This is a genomic window from Ensifer sp. ENS08, from assembly GCF_014852195.1.
Classification (GTDB): Bacteria; Pseudomonadota; Alphaproteobacteria; order Rhizobiales; family Rhizobiaceae; genus Ensifer; species Ensifer adhaerens.
The window spans coordinates 40620-60293 of record NZ_JACVBF010000011.1 but is presented as its reverse complement, the minus strand read 5'-3'; the positions used below and the strand labels follow the sequence as shown (position 1 = coordinate 60293).

Below are 19674 nucleotides of genomic sequence, written 5' to 3'. Positions count from 1 at the left end.
GTGGAAAACCTCGGGTCCGGTCCTTCAATCAGCTGTCACGCAGACCCGTTAGAGCGCGATCATGGTTACCCTGCAACAGATCGCCTTTCATGCCGGCTGCTCGCTGGCAACCGTATCGCGGGCGCTCAAGGGCGAAGGTCCCGTCAGCGACGAGATGGTGCGTCGCGTGCGCCGGGCGGCGGCCGAACTCGGCTACCGGCCGTCGCCGGCCACGGGACGCGCCACCAACCGCAGCCAGCCCGTCGTCGGCGTGCTGGTGCCAAGCGTCACCAACCCGGTGTTTGCCGCCTCGCTCGGCGGCATCCAGCACCGTTTGCAGGCGGCGAACCATGGCGTGCTGATCGCCCAATCCAATTATGATCCCGCACTCGAGGCGCGCGCCGTGCGCTCGCTGCTCGAACAGCGGCCGACCGGTCTGATCCTGACGCTCTGCGACGCCAAGACCAGCGAGGCGCTTTCGGCGGCGCTGCCGCCGACGGTGCTTCTCAACAACCGGCCGGTTGCACGCTTCGCTGCCGCCGTCACCGTCGACAATTACCGGGCCGGTTTCGATCTCACCCGCCACATCCTCGACCACGGTCACCGCCGCATCCTCGTCGTCTCCGGCCACTTCCGTTCATCCGACCGGGCGCGCCTGCGCTATGACGGCTATTTGGCCGCTATGCAGGAAGCCGGCGCCCGGCCGATGGAGGCGGTCGAGATCCCCTTCGTCGACGGCTATGAAAACCTCGACCTCGCGACGGTTCTTGCGCAGCACCGCCCGACCGCAATCATTGCTTCCAACGATCTGCTGGCGCTCGGCGTGATAGCAGCGCTGCGGCGTGAAGGCCTTTCCGTGCCTGACGATGTCTCCGTCGCCGGCTTCGACGGCATCGCGCTTGGCCGGCTGATGACGCCAACACTCACCACCATCTCGATGCCCGACGGCGACATGGGGCTCGCAGCGGCGGCGCTGCTGCTCGATATGGCCGAGAATGCGTCGGGCTGCCGCCATCTCAATCTCGACTGCCGACTCTACGCAGGCGGGACTGTTCGCCACCTCGCGTGAGCAAACACGAAAACACCGCCTCGAAGTTTCCTTCGGGGCGGCGTCGATCGATTTGGTTACAGGATCAGCTGCGCGGCAGCAGGCTTTCGACTTCGGCCGCGGCCTCGTCCAGCGCTTCCTTCGGCGAGGCCTGCTGCTCGACGATGCGCGACAGGTTCTCGACGATCGTCTGCGTCACCTTCACCCCGTTGCTACCGGGGAAGGCATACCAGGGGCGCATCAGCGCCATCTGCTCGAGACCAGCGCGGAACAGCGGGTTTTCCTTGTAGAAGTTGGCGAGATACTCAGGCGACTTGGCGGCCAGCTCGTTGTTCGGCACATAGCCGGTGCCGGGAACGACAACCGAGGCGCCATAGGGGCCGGCTGCGAACTTCGCGAACTTCCAGGCGGCTTCCTGCTTTTCGACGTCGCGCGTCAGGATAACGACGGCGTTGCCGCCGGTCGGCAGCTTGCCCTTTGCCGGGTCAATGAGCGGGATATGGGCAGTGCGCAGGTCGAACTTGTCGCCGACATTCTTGATGGTGTTGCGCAGCGCGCCCGTCGTCTGGAAGGCGAAACCGACCTTGCCGGCAACGAAGGCCTGCTCGCCGGCCTGCTTGGTCAAAACCGGCAGACCGCCTTCCTTGACCATGCGGTCCAGCACTTCGACGGCCTTCTCACCTTCGGGACCGTTGAAGGCAACCTTGCTTTCGTCTTCGCTCAGCATCTCGCCGCCGGCGCCGAAGAGCAGCGCGGAGAACATCCAGTCATCGCCCTGCCAGCGGAAATCGATGCCCTCGTTGCCGTCGCCAAGCGCCTTGATCTTGCCGCCGAGCGCAATGACCTCGTCCCAGGTCTTCGGCGGGTTTTCCGGGTCGCCGCCGGCTTTGCGCACGAGATCGGCGTTGTAATACATGATCGGGTTGGAGGTGGCGAAGGCAAGGCCCACCTGCTTGCCGCCCACCTGGGCGAGCTTCAGGATGTTTTCGGAAAAGCCCTGCTCGGCCATGTTGCCGTCCTTGGCGATGAACGGGCCGAGATCAACGGGGACGTCGCGCTCGTTGACCATGCGCAGGCGGTTGAGGCCGATGAAGGTGAGATCGGGCATCTCGGCCGTTCCGGCCTGACGCATGATCGTCTGGATGCCTTCCTCATAAGTCGCCGACGGATTGGCGAAGGTGATCTTGATATCCGGGTTTTCTTCCATGAACTTCTTCGAGATCGTATCCATCACGTCCTTGAAGAAGCCGGGCATCGGATAATGCACCGTCAGCTGGGTCTCGGCGTCGGCGGGGGCTGCGAGCATCAGCGATGCGGCAGCCGCGGTGAAAAGCTGTCTCAGATGTGTCATGGGTTGCGCTCCAGGTTGGACCGTTCAGCCTTTGAGACCGGTCATGGTGATGCCCTCGACAAAACGCTTCTGCGCCAGCAAAAACGCGGTCACGAGGGGAAGGGTGATGATGAGGGTCGCGGCCATCAGCGCGCCGTAGTCGTCGCCGGCTTCCGCGGCGCGGAAGTAGAGAAGGCCGAGTGGCGGGGTCGCATAGTCCTGGTTGGTGACGACGATCAGCGGCCAGAAGAGATCGTTCCAGTGGGCGACGACGGAGAAGATTGCAAAGGCGGTGATCGCCGGCCAGGCGTTTGGCACGATGACGCGCGCGACGATGCCGGCTTCAGACATACCGTCGAGGCGTGCCGCATGGATCAGATCGTCGGGCATGGCGCGGAAAAACTGCAGGAAGAGGAAGATCGCGAATACCGAGATCGAGAACGGCGCCACTAGCGCTGCGTAGCTGTTCAGCACCGACAACCTGTCGAAGGCCACGTAAATGGGCAGCGCGGTTGCGTGGATCGGTACCAGGAGGCCGAGCATGACCAGCACCATCATGGTGCGGGACGCCCGAAACTTCAGCTTCGCCATGGCATAGGCGCAAGGGATGGCGACGACGATCTGGATGACGAAGATCAGCGCGCAGACGACAACGCCGTTGAAGAGCAGGGTCGTCATCGAGACGCGCGACAGCGCCTTGGAAAAGTTCTCGACATAGGACCACTGCTCAGGGATCAGCGACAGCGACGAGGAGAAGATCTCGCTCTGAGCCTTGCCGGCGGTCGAGACCATGAAGATGTAGGGCGCGAGGAAGATGAGCGCGCCAAACGAGAGAACGGCGAGGCGAATGAGGCGGGTGACGGAGATGGTGTTGGTCATGCGTAGTGCACCTTCCGGTCGAGCACGCGGTACTGCAGGAACATCAGGACGACGAGGATGGCGAGGAAGACGACGGTCATGGCCGAGGCATAGCCGACGCGCAGATAGACGAAGCCCTCCTGGTAGATGGTGAAGAGCAGCACCTCCGACGCCTTGTTCGGACCGCCCTCGGTCAGCGTCTTCACCGTCTCGAACACCTTAACCGAGTTGATGATGCTGATGGTGGTGACGAACAGCGTCGTCGGCCCGAGCATCGGCCAGGTCACCAGCCGGAAACGATCGAACCAGGTCTTGGCGCCGTCGACTTCCGCTGCGGCATAGAGCTCGCGCGGGATGGCGGTGAGACCGGCGAGGAACAGCACCATGTTGAAGCCGACCGACTGCCAGATGCCGATGATCGACAGGCCGTAGAGCACCGTGCCGGAGGCGCCGAGCCAGTTGGGGCCGGCAATGCCGAAAACGGCCAAGAAGGTGTTGATCGGGCCGATGGTTGGGTGAAACAGGAATTGCCAGACCGTCGCCATGGCGACGAGCAGCGAGGCCACCGGCAGGAAATAGACCGTGCGGAAGAACGCCCGGCCCTTGGTTTCCGCCTCGATCAGCATGGCGATCGCCAGCGCCAGCACGATCGAAACCGGCGTGACGATCGCGGTGTAGATGGTGGTATTCCAGAGCGAGCGCCGGAAGGTGCGGTCGCTGAAGAGTTCGGCATAGTTCTCGAAGCCGACAAAGCGGAAGCTGCCGTAGCCGAGCTCGAAATCGGTGAAACCGAGAACGATCACCGCCGCGGTCGGTAAAAGGATGAAGAGGACGAGCAGCGTGATGGCCGGCAGCGCTAACAGCCAGGCAATGCGGGCCTCGCGGCGATCGGGATCGGTGGCCGCGGCACCGATCGCCGTCTGGGTCCGCAGCCGCTGCGCCGGCTGGGCACCGTCTCGCAGAGATGAATGCTGAGGCATTGCCTCCAGCCGATCTCCCCCCTTGTGGGGGAGATGCCCGGCAGGGCAGAGGGCGGTATCCACGCAATCCGCCGCCCCTGCCGCCGTATCCCGATTGGAACCCGCCTTAGCCATGGATCTTCTCCAGCGTCGCGGCGATAGCGACCCGCTCGGCCGGCAGCCGGGTGCCCTCGCCGTCGAACAGCATCGCCCGTTCCGGCATGAACTCGACGTCAACGGGCTGACCGATCGCGAGCGCCGCGGCCTCGGCAGGTGCTGACTTGGCAGTGACCACCTCGCCGATCGCATCGAGGCGGGCATGGACGATCACCTCAGAGCCGAGGAACTCCATACGCTCGACCCGCGCGCTCAATCGGCCGGCGCTTGCCGCATGGAAGCGCACGAATTCCGGGCGGATTGCGAGCTTCACTGAAGCATCCGGCGCCTGTCCGCGGCTTGCCAGAAGCACCAGATCGCCGAAGCGCACGATGCTCGCCGTATCCGTGCGGGTCTCCAGCACGTTGATCTTCGGCTGGCCGAGGAAGCGTGCGACCTCGATATGGGAGGGGTTGTCGTAGATCTCCTTCGGGGTCGCCAGTTGCAAGAGATTGCCGCCGATCATCACTGCCACTCGATCCGCCATCGACAGCGCTTCCGACTGGTCGTGGGTGACATAGAGCGTCGGCACGCCGGCGCGGCGGTGGAGATCGACGATCTCGCCGCGGGCGTGGACGCGCAGGTTGGCATCAAGATTGGAGAGCGGCTCGTCCATCAGGAAGACGGCCGGGCGGCGCACCATGGCGCGGGCGAGCGCCACGCGCTGGCGCTGGCCGCCGGACATCTGGCCGGGCTTGCGGTCGAGCAGGTGATCGATCTTCAGCGCCAGCGCCATTTCCTTGACCTGGCGCTGGATATCGCTGCGGATCTGCTTCTGCCCCGGCATCAGATTGCCGATCACAGGCAGGCGCTGCGCCGCTGTCAGCCGCCGCATCGCAAGCGGCACGGCGATGTTCTCGCCCGCCGTCAGGTGCGGATAGAGGGCATAGGACTGGAAGACCATCGCGACATTGCGATCGGCCGCGGCCATGCGCGCGACACTGCGGCCGCCGATGACGATCTCGCCGCCGTCGCCATGATCGAGACCGGCGACGATGCGCAACAGCGTGCTCTTGCCGCAGCCGGAAGGACCAACGAGCGCGATGAACTCACCCGCCTCCGCCTGCAGGCTAACCCCCTTCAGGATCGCGTTGCCGCCATAGGACTTGGTGATACCCTCTAGCGAAAGCACGCTCATTGCGCGGCCTCCACACGGACCGTCTTCTTGGCCGCCAGCGGGTAGACCTCTTCGACGATCGGATCGAGCAGGTGGCTGGTCAGTCCCGGCACCGCGATGATCTCGCTTTTGACGTTGACGTCGCTAAACTCGTGTACGACGGCGCCGACCAGCCGCTCGCCCGGCATCGGCCGTTCCAGCGTATCAATGATGAAGGAGGTCGGCGGCGCCCAGACGAGCGACGTCCCGGCGTGCTTGCCCGTCCAGGCCCAGTGCAGGTGGCCGCTTGCATGCAGCGCCACCTCGGCTTCGGCGAAAAGATCAAACAGGCGTTGGCGCTGGCGCGGACGGATGCCCCAGTAGCCGGTGTCGCCCTCCTGCGGATCGTCAACGAAAAGCGGCTTGTGGGCAAAGACGGCCACCCGGCGGCCGTCGCGGCTGAGCAACTGTTCCTCCAGCCAATTAAACTGCCTGTCTTCTTCTTCGTCCTCGAAGCCGATCAGCAGGCTGTTGAGGCCGAGCAGCCGCCAGTCGCCATGGTCGCGGCCCCAGTAGTCCGGACCGGCGAGCCGGCGCCAGCGGGCAAGCCGAACCGGATCCACCGGCTGGTGCGAACCCGGCAGATGGCCGACATCGTGATTGCCGGGAACGATCAGCACCGGCATCGAGAGCTGGCCGATCAGATCGAGCGAGAAGGTGATGTCGTCCTCGTGGTCGGCACCATCGATGGTGACGTCGCCGGTGTGGATGACGAGATCGGGTTTTACCGCCTCGATCCAGGCGCGAACCGGTTCCCAATTGCCATTGAAGTGGCTTTTGGCGGGGCTGAGATGGGTGTCGCTGATCTGGACGATTTTCATGGAAACGGGCCTCCGACGATGGCTTGCGGTATCCGCGTCGGAGGGCTGATACTTTCCTTCTCTGCGGTTGGCCGCAGTCTTTAGGGAGCCGCCATGTCAGTTTGGTAACAGCCGTTCTCAGCTGATTTTCAGTTTCTCCATGAAAGCGTCATCTTCAGAAGACCGACGGGCCGAGTAGGCCCCGTTGTGTCTCTACATTGCGCCGCGGTCGGTCCGACGCGACGCCGGACAGGATTGCTCCATCACGGTCGAAAGCATGGCGTTCGACGCATCGGCCTCGGCGACGACCCAGTCGCGAAAGGCCTGGATCTTCTTCTGCCGCCTGGTGCTTTGCGGATAGACGAGCCAATAGGCGCGGCCGTCGCGCACCACATGCTCGAACGGCCGGATGAGCCTGCCGCTCTTCAGTTCATCCATCAGGAAGGTCGAGACGGCAATCGCAATGCCGTGATCCGCAAGGATTGTGGCGACATCCATCGCCTGCACGTCGAAGATCAATTCGGTGCCATTGCTTGCCGGCGGCTCGACGCCGGTTTCGATCATCCACCGCCGCCACCAGCTGGCGTTGCCGAAACGCCGGACTCTCAGAACGTCCGCGGGCTCCTTGAGCTGGTACTTTTCCAGGAAGGATGGCGTGCAGACAGGCACGTAATCGAGCGGAAACAAGGGAAAGACATCGTTGCCCGGCCAGTCGCCGGCGCCGCTGCGCACCGCGAGATCGATGGCGTCACGTTTGAAATCGACCAACTCGGTCGACATGTGCACCCTGATGCTGATGTTGGGATGCGCGGTCTGAAACGACGCGAGGCGCTGACCGAGCCAGCTCGACACGACGGTTGGCAGCACCGAGATGTGCAGGTGATGTTCGGTCTTGTCGGCGATCTCCGAGAAAGCCGCCCCTAAGAGATCGATCGCTTCGGTCACCTTCGGCGCTAGCTGCCGCCCGGCGCCGGTCAATCGCACCTCGCGCGGAAGCCGAACGAACAGCGGCGCGCCGATGCGATCTTCCAACAGCCGGATCTGATAGCTGACGGCCGCCTGCGTCATGCCGAGCTCTTCGGCGGCGCGGGTGAAACTCAGGTGCCTGGCGGCGGCCTCAAAGGCGCGCACCGCACTCATGGGAGGAATCTTGCTCATGGAACTGAGATAAGCATTCTTTATGCCAGCATGCGAGAAATCGCTTTGCGCGAAACGGCAAAAACCCTCACTTTTTTTCGCGAACACACGCCCTTGAAAGAAGTGAGGATAGCAATGCTTAGCGCAGTGCGATCAACGATTTACCATGTCCTGAACTGGGCCGATAAGACCCTCAACCCTCCGGTTGCCATCGACACGTTCAACGAGTTCCAACTCCGGGATATCGGCCTGACGCGAGATCAAGAGCATATCCGCGCGCGCGTTGGCGACGCGGCGGATCCGTGGCAGTGGCCGGAGGAGGACGCTTCGACCAAACCGCAACCGTCCCGTGAGCGGAAAGCAATGGAAAGACCTCGTCCTGCCATTGTCTCGCCGCGGGCGGCGGCGGGAGAGAATAAAGACATAAGCATTTCTTTATGCGATTGACGAAGAGCTCGGGACAGGGCATTGTCGCCCCATCGTGGTTCTTCGCCCGCCTTTGGAGGGACGGAGCTAAGAGGGAATTCGGTGCGGCGCCAGACAAGCGCCCATGCCGGAGCTGCCCCCGCAACTGTAAGCGGAGAGCGGCCGTTCGAAGATGTCACTGAGGGAGACGCCTCGGGAAGACGGAACGGTCCGTGACGACCCGCAAGCCAGGAGACCTGCCGCGATGAACAACGTCCACGGGCGGGGTGTCCGATGAGGCGCGTTGAGGACGCGGGATCGCTCTCGCGCCGCGGCTGCGTCGCATTCAAGCCTTGCCCATAACCTTCGGGGTAAGGAAATGACCATCAAGACTGCCAATCTCGGTTTCCCGCGCATCGGCCGCCGTCGCGAATTGAAATTCGCGCTCGAACGCTATTGGGCCGGAAAGGCCAGCCGCGGCGAACTTCTCGATACCGGAGCCAAGCTCCGCGCTGAAAACTGGGCCGCGCAGAAAACGCGCGGCATCGACATCATCCCCTCCAACGACTTCTCCTTCTACGACCACGTGCTCGATACCGCCGTGCTTGTCGGCGCAATCCCGCCGGCCTATGGCTGGACGGGCGGCCCGGTCGATCTCGACACCTATTTTGCCATGGCGCGCGGCTCGGCCGGAACGCCCTGCGCCGCCGGCTGCACCCATTCGGGAAGCAGCAGCGGCACTCCCGCGCTCGAAATGACAAAGTGGTTCGACACCAACTATCACTACATGGTGCCCGAGTTCGACAGGGATCAGCGCTTCGAGCTCACCCACAATCGGCCGCTGGAAGCCTTCCAGGAAGCTCAGGCCCTCGGCTATCGCACACGCCCGGTGCTCATCGGCCCGGTGACACTGCTGAAGCTCGGCAAATCGAAGGGCGGCGACTTCGATCCGGTCGATCTGATCGAACGGCTCCTGCCCGTTTACGTGAGGGTCCTGGCGGAGCTTGCTGACGCCGGCGCCGATTGGGTCCAGATCGACGAGCCTTGCCTGGCGCTCGATCTCGCGGACAAGGATCGTCGCGCTCTCGACCTCGCCTATCGCACGTTCGACACCGACGTGCCCGGACTCAAGATCATGCTGGCGACCTATTTCGGCTCGATCGGCGACAACACGGCAACGGCGTTGGCGCTGCCGGTCGATGGACTGCATGTCGATCTCGTGCGCGCGCCGCAGCAGATCGACACGCTCATCCAATCGGCTCCGGCGGACCGGGTCCTATCGCTCGGGGTCATCGACGGCCGCAACATCTGGCGGACCGATCTGGCCGGCCTGTTCCGCCGGCTGCAGCCTCTGACTTCGGCCCACGGCCGCGACCGCATCGAACTCGCACCTTCATGCTCACTCCTGCACGTGCCTATCGATCTCGAGCTGGAGCGTGCGCTTGATCCGGAACTTTCCTCCTGGCTCGCCTTCGGTACGCAGAAACTCGACGAACTCAGCCTGCTTGCCAGCGCCTTCGAGCCGGGGCTTGCCATTTCCGAGCACGTTTTCGCCGCCTCGATCGCGTCCGCCCAGGCGAGGCTCACCTCACTCAGGATCCATGATCCTCTGGTCGCCGGGCGCTTGAAAGCGCTGACGGATGCGGACAGCAAGCGGCAATCCCCGTTCGCGGGCCGCCGGGCACTGCAGGCGAAGAAGCTGTCATTGCCGCTCTTCCCGACAACGACGATCGGATCCTTCCCGCAGACATCGGAGGTTCGGCAGGCCCGTTCACTGCATGCGAAGGGCGAACTCAGCTATGTCGACTACACCGCCTATCTTCGCCGAGAGACCGAAGTGGCGGTGCGCTGGCAGGAAGAGGTCGGCATCGACGTAGTCGTTCACGGCGAGTTCGAGCGCAACGACATGGTGCAGTATTTTGGCGAGCAGCTCTCGGGCTACGCCTTCACCCAGAGCGGCTGGGTGCAGAGCTACGGATCGCGCTGCGTGCGTCCGCCTGTTATCTTCGGCGACGTTTCGCGACCAAACCCGATGACGGTCGAGTGGGCGACCTTCGCGCAGTCGCTGACCGATCGCCCGGTCAAGGGCATGCTGACGGGTCCGGTCACCATGCTGCTATGGTCCTTCGTTCGTGACGACCTGCCACGTTCCGTGGTGTGCCGGCAGATCGCGCTAGCACTGCGCGATGAAGTGTCGGATCTCGAGGCGGCCGGCATCGCCATCATCCAGATCGACGAACCGGCACTGCGCGAAGGCCTGCCGCTGCGAAATGCCGATCGCAAGACCTATCTCGACTGGGCGGTGGAGTGCTTCCGTCTCAGTGCAGCCGGGGTGGGCGATGCGACCCAGATCCACACCCATATGTGCTACTCCGAGTTCAACGACATCATGGCCGCAATCGCGGCGATGGACGCCGACGTCATGTCGATCGAGACGTCGCGATCGAAAATGGAACTGCTCGGCGCCTTCGCCGACAAGGCCTATCCGAACGAGATCGGCCCGGGCGTCTACGACATCCATTCGCCACGCGTGCCCAGCGTCGAGGAAATGGTGCATCTCATCGAAAAAGCGACCGAGGGCCTCACGCCGGACCAGATCTGGGTCAATCCCGATTGCGGACTGAAGACCAGGCGCTGGGAAGAGACGCGGCCGGCGCTCGTCAACATGGTCGCCGCCGCCCGCTCGCTTCGAGCGGCTTTTGCCGCCGATACGCGCGAAGCCGTCAAAGCATGACGGGGCAGCACGAAGTCACGACGGCGCCGGGGGAAACCCCGGCGCCACAAACCCTGATCGACATCGTTTTTCCAGGCGATACCAATCACCATGGCACGCTCTTTGGTGGCGCCGCCCTCGCGTCGATGGACCGGATCGCTTTCATCGTCGCCACCCGTCACGGGCGCGTTCCCTTCGTCACCGCATCCTGCGACCGCATCGATTTTCGTGCGCCTGCGCGCATCGGTCAGATCGTCTGCTTCAGCGGCCGTCCGGTTCGTGTCGGGCGCCGCTCGGTGGTGGTCGAGGTCGAGATGATCGCGGAAGATATCGCCACCGGCAGCCGCGCCCTTTGCAGCAGGGGCACCTTCACCATGGTCGCGATGCCCTGTGCCGATGAAACGGATTGGATGCTGCCGCCGCTCGATGTGGCAACGGACACGCCCGAAGAGGCGGGCACCCTACGCATGGTCGACATCGTCTTTCCCGGCCAGGCCAACAGCTTCGGCGCCATATGCGGTGGCAACGCCCTCGCGCATATGACGAAGGCCGCATTCGTCGTCGCGACGCGCCGGAGCCGCCGGGCGACCGTCCTTGCCTCCTGCACCGGTATGGACTTCAAGCACCGGATCATGATCGGTTCGATCATCGAACCCATCGCCCGCATTGTGCGGACGGGTCGCAGTTCAGCCACCGTCGAGGTCGAACTCTGGTCGGAAGAGCTCCTCACCGGTCTGCGACAGCGGACTGTTACCGGAACGTTCGCTATGGTCGCCGTCGACGATGACAACCGGCCCGTGGCCGCTTTCGCTGCTTGATGGAATGGGGCGTCCGCACCAGGGGCGCCCTATCCACAACCTTGGTGCCAACCGGCTGTTTACTCCCCGTTATCCACACTGCAAAAGAAACCACCCTCCTACCCCCGCCTTCCACATACGGAACCTATTGACGCAGATTTGCGATGAACTACTATATCTAGTGTTCGAGGTTCTTCCGATTCGCAAGGATTGGGAGCTAAGACGGGAATACGGTGCGCCGGCGGGTTTCCGCTGAGGCTATGCCGTAGCTGCCCCCGCAACTGTAGACGGCGAGCGACTGTCCGGATTTGGACCACTGAGGCATGAGGCCTCGGGAAGGTCGGGATGGAAGCTTTGACCCGTAAGCCAGGAGACCTGCCTCGATCACCAAACGTCCACGGGCGGGGTGTCCGGAGGGGTTGAGTGCGTGGCAGGATGAGCCTGCCCGATCGTCTCGACGTCTCCCCGGCAGCCCGTCGAAAGCTTCGGGGTGAAGTCATGCCAGTTTCTTCCAGTTCAGATCCACCTTCTGCGGACGGGTGCGCGTTGTTGCGCGCCTGATCGAAAGGCCGCGCCTTGAAAACCCGCATCCGCGGAATTCCTGAGCGCCCGACCAAAACGAGCCGGCCCGGTTGCGTAACCGACCTTGGGCCAGCTTGACGACGTCAACTCCGGTCGAGTCGACCGGGGAGCGATGTTTCGTGTCCAATCGCCAACACCACGGTTCGCGTTCGCGCGATCCGACGATTTTTTGCGCCCATTTGCCAGACCCTCACGAGGAACCCATGTCGATCACCGTCTACAGCAAACCAGCCTGCGTCCAATGCACCGCCACAACCCGTGCGCTCGACCGCCAAGGCATCGATTATCGCATCGTCGATATCTCCGAGGATTCCGATGCATTCGCGCTGGTGCAGGGTCTTGGCTATCGGCAGGTCCCGGTCGTCGTCGCCGGCGAGCGGCATTGGGCGGGTTTCCGCCCGGACATGATCAGCGCGCTTTCCTGAAGGACGCGGGCGATGGGCCTGATCGTCTATTTTTCCAGTCGCTCGGAAAACACCCATCGCTTCGTCGAAAAGCTCGGCCTTCGCGCCGCCCGCATACCGCTCAGGGAAGGTAAGGACGCACTTACGGTCGCAGAGCCCTACGTGCTGATCGTGCCGACCTATTGCGGCGACGATGGCCGCGGGGCGGTGCCGAAGCAGGTCATCCGCTTCTTGAACGACGCGGGCAACCGCTCTCACATCCGCGGCGTGATCGCAGCGGGCAACAGCAATTTCGGCGCGACCTACGGGATCGCCGGCGACGTGATTTCGGCCAAGTGCCGGGTACCCTATCTCTACCGGTTCGAGCTGCTCGGGACCGACGAGGACGTCGCCAATGTCAAAAACGGGATGGAACGATTTTGGACGTCACGACACTCGAACGCCCCTTGAAGGCGACGGAAGCAGCGCTCGACTATCATGCGCTGAACGCAATGCTGAACCTCTATGACGAAGAGGGACGGATCCAGCTCGACAAGGACCGGCAGGCGGCGAAACAGTACTTCCTCCAGCACGTCAACCAGAACACGGTGTTCTTCCATAACCTCCGGGAAAAACTCGATTATCTGGTGACCGAGGGCTATTACGAGCAGGAAGTGCTGGACCAGTATTCCTTCAACTTCGTGCGCGATCTCTACGATCATGCCTATTCAAAGAAGTTCCGCTTTCCGACCTTCCTCGGGGCGTTCAAATACTACACGTCCTATACGCTGAAGACCTTCGACGGAAAGCGCTACCTGGAACGCTACGAAGACCGTGTCTGCATGGTGGCGATGGCCTTGGCGCGCGGCAACGAGGGGCTTGCCCGCGATCTCGTCGACGAGATCATCTCCGGCCGCTTCCAGCCGGCAACGCCGACTTTCCTCAACGCCGGCAAGAAGAGCCGCGGCGAGCTCGTCTCCTGCTTTCTGCTCCGGATCGAGGACAACATGGAGAGTATCGGCCGCGCCATCAATTCGGCGCTGCAGCTTTCCAAGCGCGGTGGCGGCGTGGCGCTGTCGCTCACCAACATCCGCGAGATGGGCGCGCCGATCAAGCAGATCGAGAACCAGTCATCCGGCGTCATCCCGGTCATGAAGCTGCTCGAAGACAGTTTCTCTTACGCCAACCAACTCGGCGCGCGCCAGGGAGCCGGTGCTGTCTACCTGCACGCCCACCACCCCGACATCATGCGCTTCCTCGATACCAAGCGCGAAAACGCCGACGAGAAGATCCGCATCAAGACGCTGTCGCTCGGCGTCGTCATCCCCGACATCACCTTCGAGCTCGCCCGCAACAACGAGGACATGTATCTGTTCTCACCCTATGACGTGGAGCAGGTCTATGGCGTGCCCCTCACCGAGATTTCGGTGACCGAGAAGTACCGCGAGATGGTCGAGGATGCCCGCATCCGCAAGCGCAAGATCAAGGCGCGCGACTTCTTCCAGATCATCGCCGAGATCCAGTTCGAGAGCGGTTATCCCTACATCATGTTCGAGGACACGGTGAACCGGGCAAACCCGATCGCCGGGCGCATCACCATGAGCAATCTCTGCTCGGAAATCCTGCAGGTGAGCGAAGCGAGCGCGTTCAACGACGACCTCTCCTACAAGCACATGGGCAAGGACATCTCCTGCAATCTCGGTTCGCTGAACATTGCGGCTGCGATGGACAGCCCGGATTTCGGCCAGACGATCGAGACCTCGATCCGCGCCCTCACCGCCGTCTCCGAAATGAGCCACATCTCGTCCGTGCCCTCGATCGAAAAGGGCAACGACGACAGCCACGCGATCGGCCTCGGGCAGATGAACCTGCACGGCTATCTCGCCCGCGAGCGCATTTATTATGGCTCCGAGGAAGGCATCGATTTCACCAACATCTATTTCTACACGGTGACCTATCACGCCATCCGCGCGTCGAACCGGCTGGCGGTCGAAAAGGGCAAGAACTTCGCCGGCTTCGAAAACTCGAAATACGCGTCGGGTGACTATTTCGACAAATACACCGAAGCCGAATGGCTGCCGGCGACCGAAAAGGTGAAGGGCCTGTTCGAGGAAGCCGGCATCTCGATCCCGACTCAGGAGGACTGGCTGGAGCTGAAACGGGCAGTGATGGAAGGCGGCCTTTACAACCAGAACCTCCAGGCCGTGCCGCCGACCGGTTCGATCTCCTACATCAACCACTCCACTTCCTCGATCCACCCGATCGTCTCGAAGATCGAGATCCGCAAGGAAGGCAAGATCGGCCGCGTCTACTATCCGGCCGCCTTCATGACCAACGACAATCTCGAATATTACCAGGACGCCTACGAGATCGGGCCGGAGAAGATCATCGACACCTATGCGGCCGCCACCCAGCACGTCGACCAGGGCCTGTCGCTGACCCTGTTCTTTCGCGACACGGCAACGACCCGCGACATCAACCGTGCTCAGATCCATGCCTGGAAGAGGGGCATCAAGACCATCTACTACATCCGCCTTCGGCAGATGGCGCTCGAGGGTACGCAGGTCCAGGGCTGCGTTTCCTGCGCGCTGTAACCTCGCATTCCAGTAACGGCCCCTCACCCTAGCCCTCTCCCCGCAAGCGGGGAGAGGTCCCGGCAGGCGGATGAGGGGCACCCCCTCACCGCGCGATGAGGCATACACGATCACAAAGGTTCAACGACATGAACATGCACACCAAACCCGCAAGCCGCATCCGCGCCATCAACTGGAACCGCATCGAAGACGACAAGGACCTGGAGGTCTGGAACCGTCTGACCGGCAATTTCTGGCTGCCGGAGAAGGTGCCGCTTTCCAACGACATTCCCTCCTGGGCAACGCTGAAGCCGGAGGAGCAGACACTCACCATCCGCGTCTTCACCGGCCTCACCTTGCTCGACACGATCCAGAACGGCGTCGGCGCCGTCCGACTGATGGAAGATGCGGCCACCCCACATGAGGAGGCGGTGCTTTCCAACATCTCCTTCATGGAGGCGGTGCATGCCCGCTCCTATTCCTCGATCTTCTCGACGCTCTGCCTGACACCCGATGTCGATGACGCCTATCGCTGGTCGGAAGAGAACGAGTTCCTGCAGAAGAAGTCAGCGCTGATCATGGCGGAGTATGCCTCCGGCGATCCCCTGAAGAAGAAGGTCGCGAGCGTCTTTCTCGAAAGCTTCCTGTTCTATTCCGGCTTCTATCTGCCGATGTACTGGTCGAGCCGCGCCAAGCTCACCAACACCGCCGACATGATCCGGCTGATCATTCGCGACGAGGCGGTGCACGGCTATTACATCGGCTACAAGTTCCAGCGCGCGCTGGAGCGCTTGAGCGAGGAACGCCGCCAGGAGATCAAGGATTTCGCCTTCGACTTGCTGCTCGACCTCTACGACAACGAAGCGAAATACACCGAGGCGCTCTATGACGGCGTCGGCCTGACCGAAGACGTGAAGAAGTTCCTGCACTACAACGCCAACAAGGCACTGATGAACCTCGGCTACGAGGCGCTGTTTCCGGCGGAAGCCTGCAAGGTCAACCCGGCCATTCTCTCGGCGCTTTCGCCGAATGCCGACGAGAACCACGACTTCTTCTCCGGTTCCGGTTCGTCCTACGTTATCGGCAAGGCTGTGGCGACCGAGGACGAGGACTGGAATTTTTAAGGACGGTCCATTCGGTCATACCTGACAACAAAGGCCGGCGAGGACGCCCTCGCCGGCCTTTGTTCAGCAATAGCAGCGCCTACTCTGCCGCGACCACCCGGCTGCGGCCGATCGTTGCTTGCGTCAGCAGGAAGGCGGCAAGGGCGCAAGCGGCGATCGCGCCGGCCATCGGCAGGGCCGTTCCGTCGAAGAAGATAGTCGCAACCACCATGGCGACGGCGGCGGTGACGAAGTGCAGCGTACCCATCAGTGCCGAGGCCGTGCCGGCGATCTCGCCGTGGTCTTCAAGCGCCAGCACCGCCGAGGTCGGGATAACCAGGCCGAGCACGCCATAGCCGACGAAGAGGAACGCGGCCATGACAGGCAACTGGTTGAAGCCGAGGCTCATGACGATAAACATCGTGACCATGGTCAGCGCGAACGCGCCGACGGCAAGATGCATGACCCGCACCAGACCGAAGCGCTCGCCGAGCCAGCCGGTCGCCTGCGACACAGCGAAGAACGACACGGCATTGATCGAAAAGGCGATGCTGTACTCAGTCGGCGTCAGCCCATAATGGTCGATCAGCACGAAGGGCGAATTGGCGAGATAGACCAGGAACCCGGAAATGCCGAGGCCGCCGATGAAGGTGAGCGTCAGGAAATTGCGGTCGGAGAGAAGCAGGCGATAGGCGGCAAGCGCACTTGCGATACTGCTGTCGGCGCGATCCTTCTTCGGCCGGGTTTCCTGCAATTGCGTCGACAGCAGGATCAGGCCGATGAAGGCGGCGATGGTCACCGCATAGAACACGCCGCGCCAACCGTAGAAGCCGATGACGGCGCTGCCGGCAAGCGGCGCCAGGATCGGCGAAATGCTGAAGACCAGCATCAGCATCGACATCAGCCGCGCAGCCTGGACGCCCGTGTGCATGTCGCGCACCACGGCGCGCGGAATGACCATGCCGGCGGCACCGCCGATCCCTTGCAGGAAGCGGAAGGCGATCAGGGTTTCGATGTCGGTCGAAAGCGCGCAGCCGATGCTGGCGACGGTGAAGAGGCCGATGCCGAGATAGAGCGGAGCCTTGCGGCCCCAAATATCGGAGAGGGGGCCATAGACAAGCTGCGAGATGGCAAAGGAGATGAAGAACGCCAGCAGGCTGAACTGCACCACGCCGTTTTCGGCCGTCAGGTCCTTGCCGATCGACGGCAAGGCCGGCAGATACATGTCGATTGCAAAGGGGCCGATCGCCGAGATCAGGCCGAGCACGATCGCCGTGCGGAGGAAGGACGTTGTCATGGCAATGAACTTTCAGAAATCGCGGCGCCGAAATCGCTGCCGCCCGGATTGAAACTCAAAGACATCGTCGTGCCAGGATCGAACGTTGGGGATACGCATCCTGCGCTGACTATTCCGTCCATTAATTTGGACATACGTGTCAAATTAGACAGCATTGTCTAAATCGTCAATGGCGCCTATCTTCGGTCCATGAAGAAATTTGATTTGGCCTCGTCTGACGCTCGCCCCCAGAAAGGGCAATTCGCGAAACGCCTCTCGATCCTGGAGGCCGCGGCCGATGTTTTCTGTCGGGAAGGCTTTTCCGGCGCCAGCATCGACGAAATCGCCATTGAGGCCGGTGTCTCGCGTCAGACCATCTACAATCACTACCGCGAGAAAGAGACGCTGTTCATGGCGGTGATCCAGGACATCATGGATCGCGTGAACGGCGTGCTTTTCTCCATCCTCGCGACCTTTCCTGAAAACGGCGATAACCTCGAGGAAGACCTGGCCGAATTTGCCGTGCGCCTCAACAAGAACTGCAATTGCAACCAGGACGCCAAGTTCATCCAGAAGCTGATCTCGACCGAGGGCAACCGCTATCCGCATCTCTTCCAGTTCTGGCGGGAGCAGGGACCGGGCAAGACCGATCGGGCGCTGGCGGCGCTGTTTGCGCGCCTTGCCCACATCGCACCGCTCGACATCGACGATTTCGACCTCGCGGCGCGCCAGTTCATCGCACTGATCAAGGCCGACCTGCAGATGGGTGGGCTCTTCGGTGAAACGCCGAGCGAAGCAGAGCTGGAGATCAGCGCCCGCAGGGCGGTGAAGACGTTCCTGCGCGCCTATGGCCGGCCGTCAACGGTTTCGGAAGCCTAACGCCAACCGGCGCTAAAAACCAATCCCGGCCTATTTGGTGATGCGAAAGTCACCGATGTGCCCGGGCGGCTCGACAAATTCGGCAACGACCTTCGAAACCCATGCCGCCGGCGGCCCGTCATGCAGGCGCTCGAGCATGAGGGTGACCGCGTCCTCCGGGCCGCTGATCAAGGCGGCCACCGACCCGTCCGCCTCGTTTCGAACCCATCCCACCAGACCGAGCTTGCGCGCCTCGTCACGCGTCCAGACCCTGAAGCTGACGCCTTGCACCCGCCCAAGAATGCGGACCAACGCCGTCTTGCCGGTCTCAGCCATGGCTCGTCTCCTTTGCCGTTTGTCATGAAATCTGGCGCAAGGCTCCGGAAAGACAAGCCACCCGCAAAAGGACTGAAAGGACGACCGCTGCAACGTAGAAATTTCCACACTGCGCTCCAAATATTTTGTTCGTGTATTTTTAAAAGTTGACGCGCGAAAACTTTTATGATTTTTACGGCCTCACCAAGACGGCGGCGGGAGGGCCTCGCCAGCTTGGCTGAGACACAAGAAGGCCCGCGCCGTTTCCAGGGAGGAAACCATGAACATGTCCCGCATTCTGAAATCTCTCGTCGCCGGCACGGCGCTGTCGCTCCTTGCCTCCTCGGCTTTTGCCGACGGCATCGGCGCGTCGCTTCTGACCCAGCAGCACCCGTTCTACATCGAGCTCGCCGACGCGATGAAAGCCGAGGCTGAAGCCAAGAACGTCAAGCTCGAGGTCTCGATCGCCAACCAGGATCTGAACAAGCAGCTCGCCGATGTCGAAGACTTCATCGTCAAGGGCGTCGACGTCATCGTCATCTCGCCGGTCGACAGCCAGGGCGTGCGCGCTGCGATCGAAAAAGCCGAGAAGGCCGGCATCAAGGTGATCACCGTCGACGTTCCGGCAAATGGCGCGACCGTCACCTCGCATATCGGCACCGACAACTTCACCGGCGGCGTCAAGGCCGGCGAGCTGATGGCCAAGGTTCTCGACAACAAGGGCAAGGTCGCCGTCATCGACTATCCGACGGTCCAGTCGGTGGTAAACCGTGTCAACGGCTTCAAGGAAGCGATCGCCAAGCATCCGGACATGGAAATCGTCGCGATCCAGACCGGCATCACCCGCGCCGAAGCATTGGCCGCCGCCCAGAACATGCTGCAGGCCAATCCTGATATCACCGGCATCTTCGGCTTCGGCGACGATGCCGCCCTTGCCGCTGCCGTTGCGGTCAAGGCTGCGGGTCTCGAATCCCAGGTCAAGGTCATCGGCTTCGACGGCATGAAGGAAGCGCGCGACGCCGTCGACACGAACCCTGTCATGGTCGGCGTCATCCAACAGTTCCCGGACCAGATGGGCAAGCAGGCGGTCGACACCGCCGTCAAGGTTGCCGCCGGCGAGACCGTGCCGGCCGAACAGCCGATCGTCCCCGGCGTCTACACCGCGAAGTAAGTCCTCCCAGGACAGCCGCCGCCTCACCTCAGGGGCGGCGGCAACCCATCAGGGTCCGTTTCCGTCCTCTGGCCG

General features: G+C 62.5%; 18 protein-coding genes and 2 riboswitches. Of the genes, 10 read left to right on the top strand and 8 right to left on the bottom strand.

The genetic code is table 11. The features are described from left to right. Positions 1-61: 61 nt before the first annotated feature. Positions 62-1048 carry a substrate-binding domain-containing protein gene (locus IB272_RS21925; protein WP_060521959.1) on the top strand — a complete coding sequence of 329 codons (987 nt, stop codon included), beginning with the start codon at positions 62-64 and terminating at the stop codon, positions 1046-1048. 64 nt (positions 1049-1112) lie between these two features. On the opposite strand, the gene IB272_RS21920 is transcribed toward IB272_RS21925, so the two are convergent. The 6 genes from IB272_RS21920 to IB272_RS21895 all read right to left on the bottom strand — a co-directional run bounded on the left by IB272_RS21920 (position 1113) and on the right by IB272_RS21895 (position 7426). After that, complete coding sequence (locus IB272_RS21920) at positions 1113-2378, bottom strand: ABC transporter substrate-binding protein (protein ID WP_134886647.1); 1266 nt, start codon at positions 2376-2378, stop codon at positions 1113-1115. Positions 2379-2402: 24 nt separating this feature from the next. Then, on the bottom strand, positions 2403-3236 hold the full coding sequence (locus IB272_RS21915) for a carbohydrate ABC transporter permease (RefSeq protein ID WP_192445048.1): 834 nt from the start codon (positions 3234-3236) through the stop codon (positions 2403-2405). Further along, positions 3233-4195: a sugar ABC transporter permease gene (locus tag IB272_RS21910; RefSeq protein ID WP_083523550.1), complete on the bottom strand. Its 963-nt coding sequence runs from the start codon at positions 4193-4195 to the stop codon at positions 3233-3235. The genes IB272_RS21915 and IB272_RS21910 overlap by 4 nt, the downstream gene beginning before the upstream one ends. Before the next feature lie 106 nt (positions 4196-4301). Then, on the bottom strand, positions 4302-5468 hold the full coding sequence (locus IB272_RS21905; RefSeq protein WP_060581051.1) for an ABC transporter ATP-binding protein: 1167 nt from the start codon (positions 5466-5468) through the stop codon (positions 4302-4304). After that, positions 5465-6307 carry a metallophosphoesterase gene (locus tag IB272_RS21900; RefSeq protein WP_192445046.1) on the bottom strand — a complete coding sequence of 281 codons (843 nt, stop codon included), beginning with the start codon at positions 6305-6307 and terminating at the stop codon, positions 5465-5467. The genes IB272_RS21905 and IB272_RS21900 overlap by 4 nt, the downstream gene beginning before the upstream one ends. A gap of 192 nt (positions 6308-6499) precedes the next feature. Continuing rightward, positions 6500-7426 carry a LysR substrate-binding domain-containing protein gene (locus IB272_RS21895; protein WP_060581053.1) on the bottom strand — a complete coding sequence of 309 codons (927 nt, stop codon included), beginning with the start codon at positions 7424-7426 and terminating at the stop codon, positions 6500-6502. A gap of 63 nt (positions 7427-7489) precedes the next feature. Between IB272_RS21895 and IB272_RS21890 the strand changes: the two genes are divergently transcribed. The 7 genes from IB272_RS21890 (at position 7490) to nrdF (ending at position 16000) form a co-directional block, all read left to right on the top strand. Continuing rightward, positions 7490-7870, top strand: a complete 381-nt coding sequence (locus IB272_RS21890; protein ID WP_162731770.1) for a hypothetical protein — start codon at positions 7490-7492, stop codon at positions 7868-7870. Between the two features lie 18 nt (positions 7871-7888). Then, positions 7889-8108, top strand: a riboswitch (cobalamin riboswitch). A 99-nt stretch (positions 8109-8207) separates the two neighbouring features. Next, a complete protein-coding gene (gene metE, locus IB272_RS21885) occupies positions 8208-10562 on the top strand; it encodes a 5-methyltetrahydropteroyltriglutamate--homocysteine S-methyltransferase (RefSeq protein WP_110818806.1) in 2355 nt (784 codons plus the stop codon). Next, a complete protein-coding gene (locus tag IB272_RS21880) occupies positions 10559-11359 on the top strand; it encodes a hotdog domain-containing protein (protein WP_110818807.1) in 801 nt (266 codons plus the stop codon). The genes metE and IB272_RS21880 overlap by 4 nt, the downstream gene beginning before the upstream one ends. Positions 11360-11509: 150 nt before the next feature. After that, positions 11510-11736, top strand: a riboswitch (cobalamin riboswitch). Positions 11737-12123: 387 nt separating this feature from the next. After that, entirely contained in the window at positions 12124-12345 is a 222-nt protein-coding gene (gene nrdH / locus IB272_RS21875) for a glutaredoxin-like protein NrdH (protein WP_034805557.1), read from the top strand. A 12-nt stretch (positions 12346-12357) separates the two neighbouring features. Continuing rightward, on the top strand, positions 12358-12774 hold the full coding sequence (gene nrdI / locus IB272_RS21870) for a class Ib ribonucleoside-diphosphate reductase assembly flavoprotein NrdI (RefSeq protein ID WP_110818808.1): 417 nt from the start codon (positions 12358-12360) through the stop codon (positions 12772-12774). Further along, positions 12744-14897, top strand: a complete 2154-nt coding sequence (nrdE, locus tag IB272_RS21865; RefSeq protein WP_110818809.1) for a class 1b ribonucleoside-diphosphate reductase subunit alpha — start codon at positions 12744-12746, stop codon at positions 14895-14897. The genes nrdI and nrdE overlap by 31 nt, the downstream gene beginning before the upstream one ends. Before the next feature lie 128 nt (positions 14898-15025). After that, on the top strand, positions 15026-16000 hold the full coding sequence (gene nrdF, locus IB272_RS21860; protein WP_110818810.1) for a class 1b ribonucleoside-diphosphate reductase subunit beta: 975 nt from the start codon (positions 15026-15028) through the stop codon (positions 15998-16000). 79 nt (positions 16001-16079) lie between these two features. Here nrdF and IB272_RS21855 read toward each other — a convergent pair whose 3' ends face one another. Beyond that, entirely contained in the window at positions 16080-17276 is a 1197-nt protein-coding gene (locus IB272_RS21855; RefSeq protein WP_060521947.1) for a multidrug effflux MFS transporter, read from the bottom strand. Between the two features lie 204 nt (positions 17277-17480). Here IB272_RS21855 and IB272_RS21850 point away from each other — a divergent pair, with 204 nt between their 5' ends. After that, entirely contained in the window at positions 17481-18134 is a 654-nt protein-coding gene (locus IB272_RS21850; protein WP_246810401.1) for a TetR/AcrR family transcriptional regulator, read from the top strand. Between the two features lie 30 nt (positions 18135-18164). On the opposite strand, the gene IB272_RS21845 is transcribed toward IB272_RS21850, so the two are convergent. Beyond that, complete coding sequence (locus IB272_RS21845) at positions 18165-18449, bottom strand: acylphosphatase (RefSeq protein WP_060530400.1); 285 nt, start codon at positions 18447-18449, stop codon at positions 18165-18167. A 259-nt stretch (positions 18450-18708) separates the two neighbouring features. On the opposite strand from IB272_RS21845, the gene IB272_RS21840 reads away from it, so the two are divergent. Continuing rightward, positions 18709-19599: a substrate-binding domain-containing protein gene (locus tag IB272_RS21840; protein ID WP_034805529.1), complete on the top strand. Its 891-nt coding sequence runs from the start codon at positions 18709-18711 to the stop codon at positions 19597-19599. Positions 19600-19674 lie beyond the last annotated feature (75 nt).

Excerpts from the sequence above, each read along its gene's own strand:
- IB272_RS21925 (WP_060521959.1), top strand. The coding sequence starts at position 62 with ATGGTTACCCTGCAACAGATCGCCTTTCATGCCGGCTGCTCGCTGGCA.
- IB272_RS21920 (WP_134886647.1), bottom strand. The coding sequence starts at position 2,378 with ATGACACATCTGAGACAGCTTTTCACCGCGGCTGCCGCATCGCTGATG.
- IB272_RS21915 (WP_192445048.1), bottom strand. The coding sequence starts at position 3,236 with ATGACCAACACCATCTCCGTCACCCGCCTCATTCGCCTCGCCGTTCTC.
- IB272_RS21910 (WP_083523550.1), bottom strand. The coding sequence starts at position 4,195 with ATGCCTCAGCATTCATCTCTGCGAGACGGTGCCCAGCCGGCGCAGCGG.
- IB272_RS21905 (WP_060581051.1), bottom strand. The coding sequence starts at position 5,468 with ATGAGCGTGCTTTCGCTAGAGGGTATCACCAAGTCCTATGGCGGCAAC.
- IB272_RS21900 (WP_192445046.1), bottom strand. The coding sequence starts at position 6,307 with ATGAAAATCGTCCAGATCAGCGACACCCATCTCAGCCCCGCCAAAAGC.
- IB272_RS21895 (WP_060581053.1), bottom strand. The coding sequence starts at position 7,426 with ATGAGTGCGGTGCGCGCCTTTGAGGCCGCCGCCAGGCACCTGAGTTTC.
- metE (WP_110818806.1), top strand. The coding sequence starts at position 8,208 with ATGACCATCAAGACTGCCAATCTCGGTTTCCCGCGCATCGGCCGCCGT.
- IB272_RS21880 (WP_110818807.1), top strand. The coding sequence starts at position 10,559 with ATGACGGGGCAGCACGAAGTCACGACGGCGCCGGGGGAAACCCCGGCG.
- nrdH (WP_034805557.1), top strand. The coding sequence starts at position 12,124 with ATGTCGATCACCGTCTACAGCAAACCAGCCTGCGTCCAATGCACCGCC.
- nrdI (WP_110818808.1), top strand. The coding sequence starts at position 12,358 with ATGGGCCTGATCGTCTATTTTTCCAGTCGCTCGGAAAACACCCATCGC.
- nrdF (WP_110818810.1), top strand. The coding sequence starts at position 15,026 with ATGAACATGCACACCAAACCCGCAAGCCGCATCCGCGCCATCAACTGG.
- IB272_RS21855 (WP_060521947.1), bottom strand. The coding sequence starts at position 17,276 with ATGACAACGTCCTTCCTCCGCACGGCGATCGTGCTCGGCCTGATCTCG.
- IB272_RS21845 (WP_060530400.1), bottom strand. The coding sequence starts at position 18,449 with ATGGCTGAGACCGGCAAGACGGCGTTGGTCCGCATTCTTGGGCGGGTG.
- IB272_RS21840 (WP_034805529.1), top strand. The coding sequence starts at position 18,709 with ATGAACATGTCCCGCATTCTGAAATCTCTCGTCGCCGGCACGGCGCTG.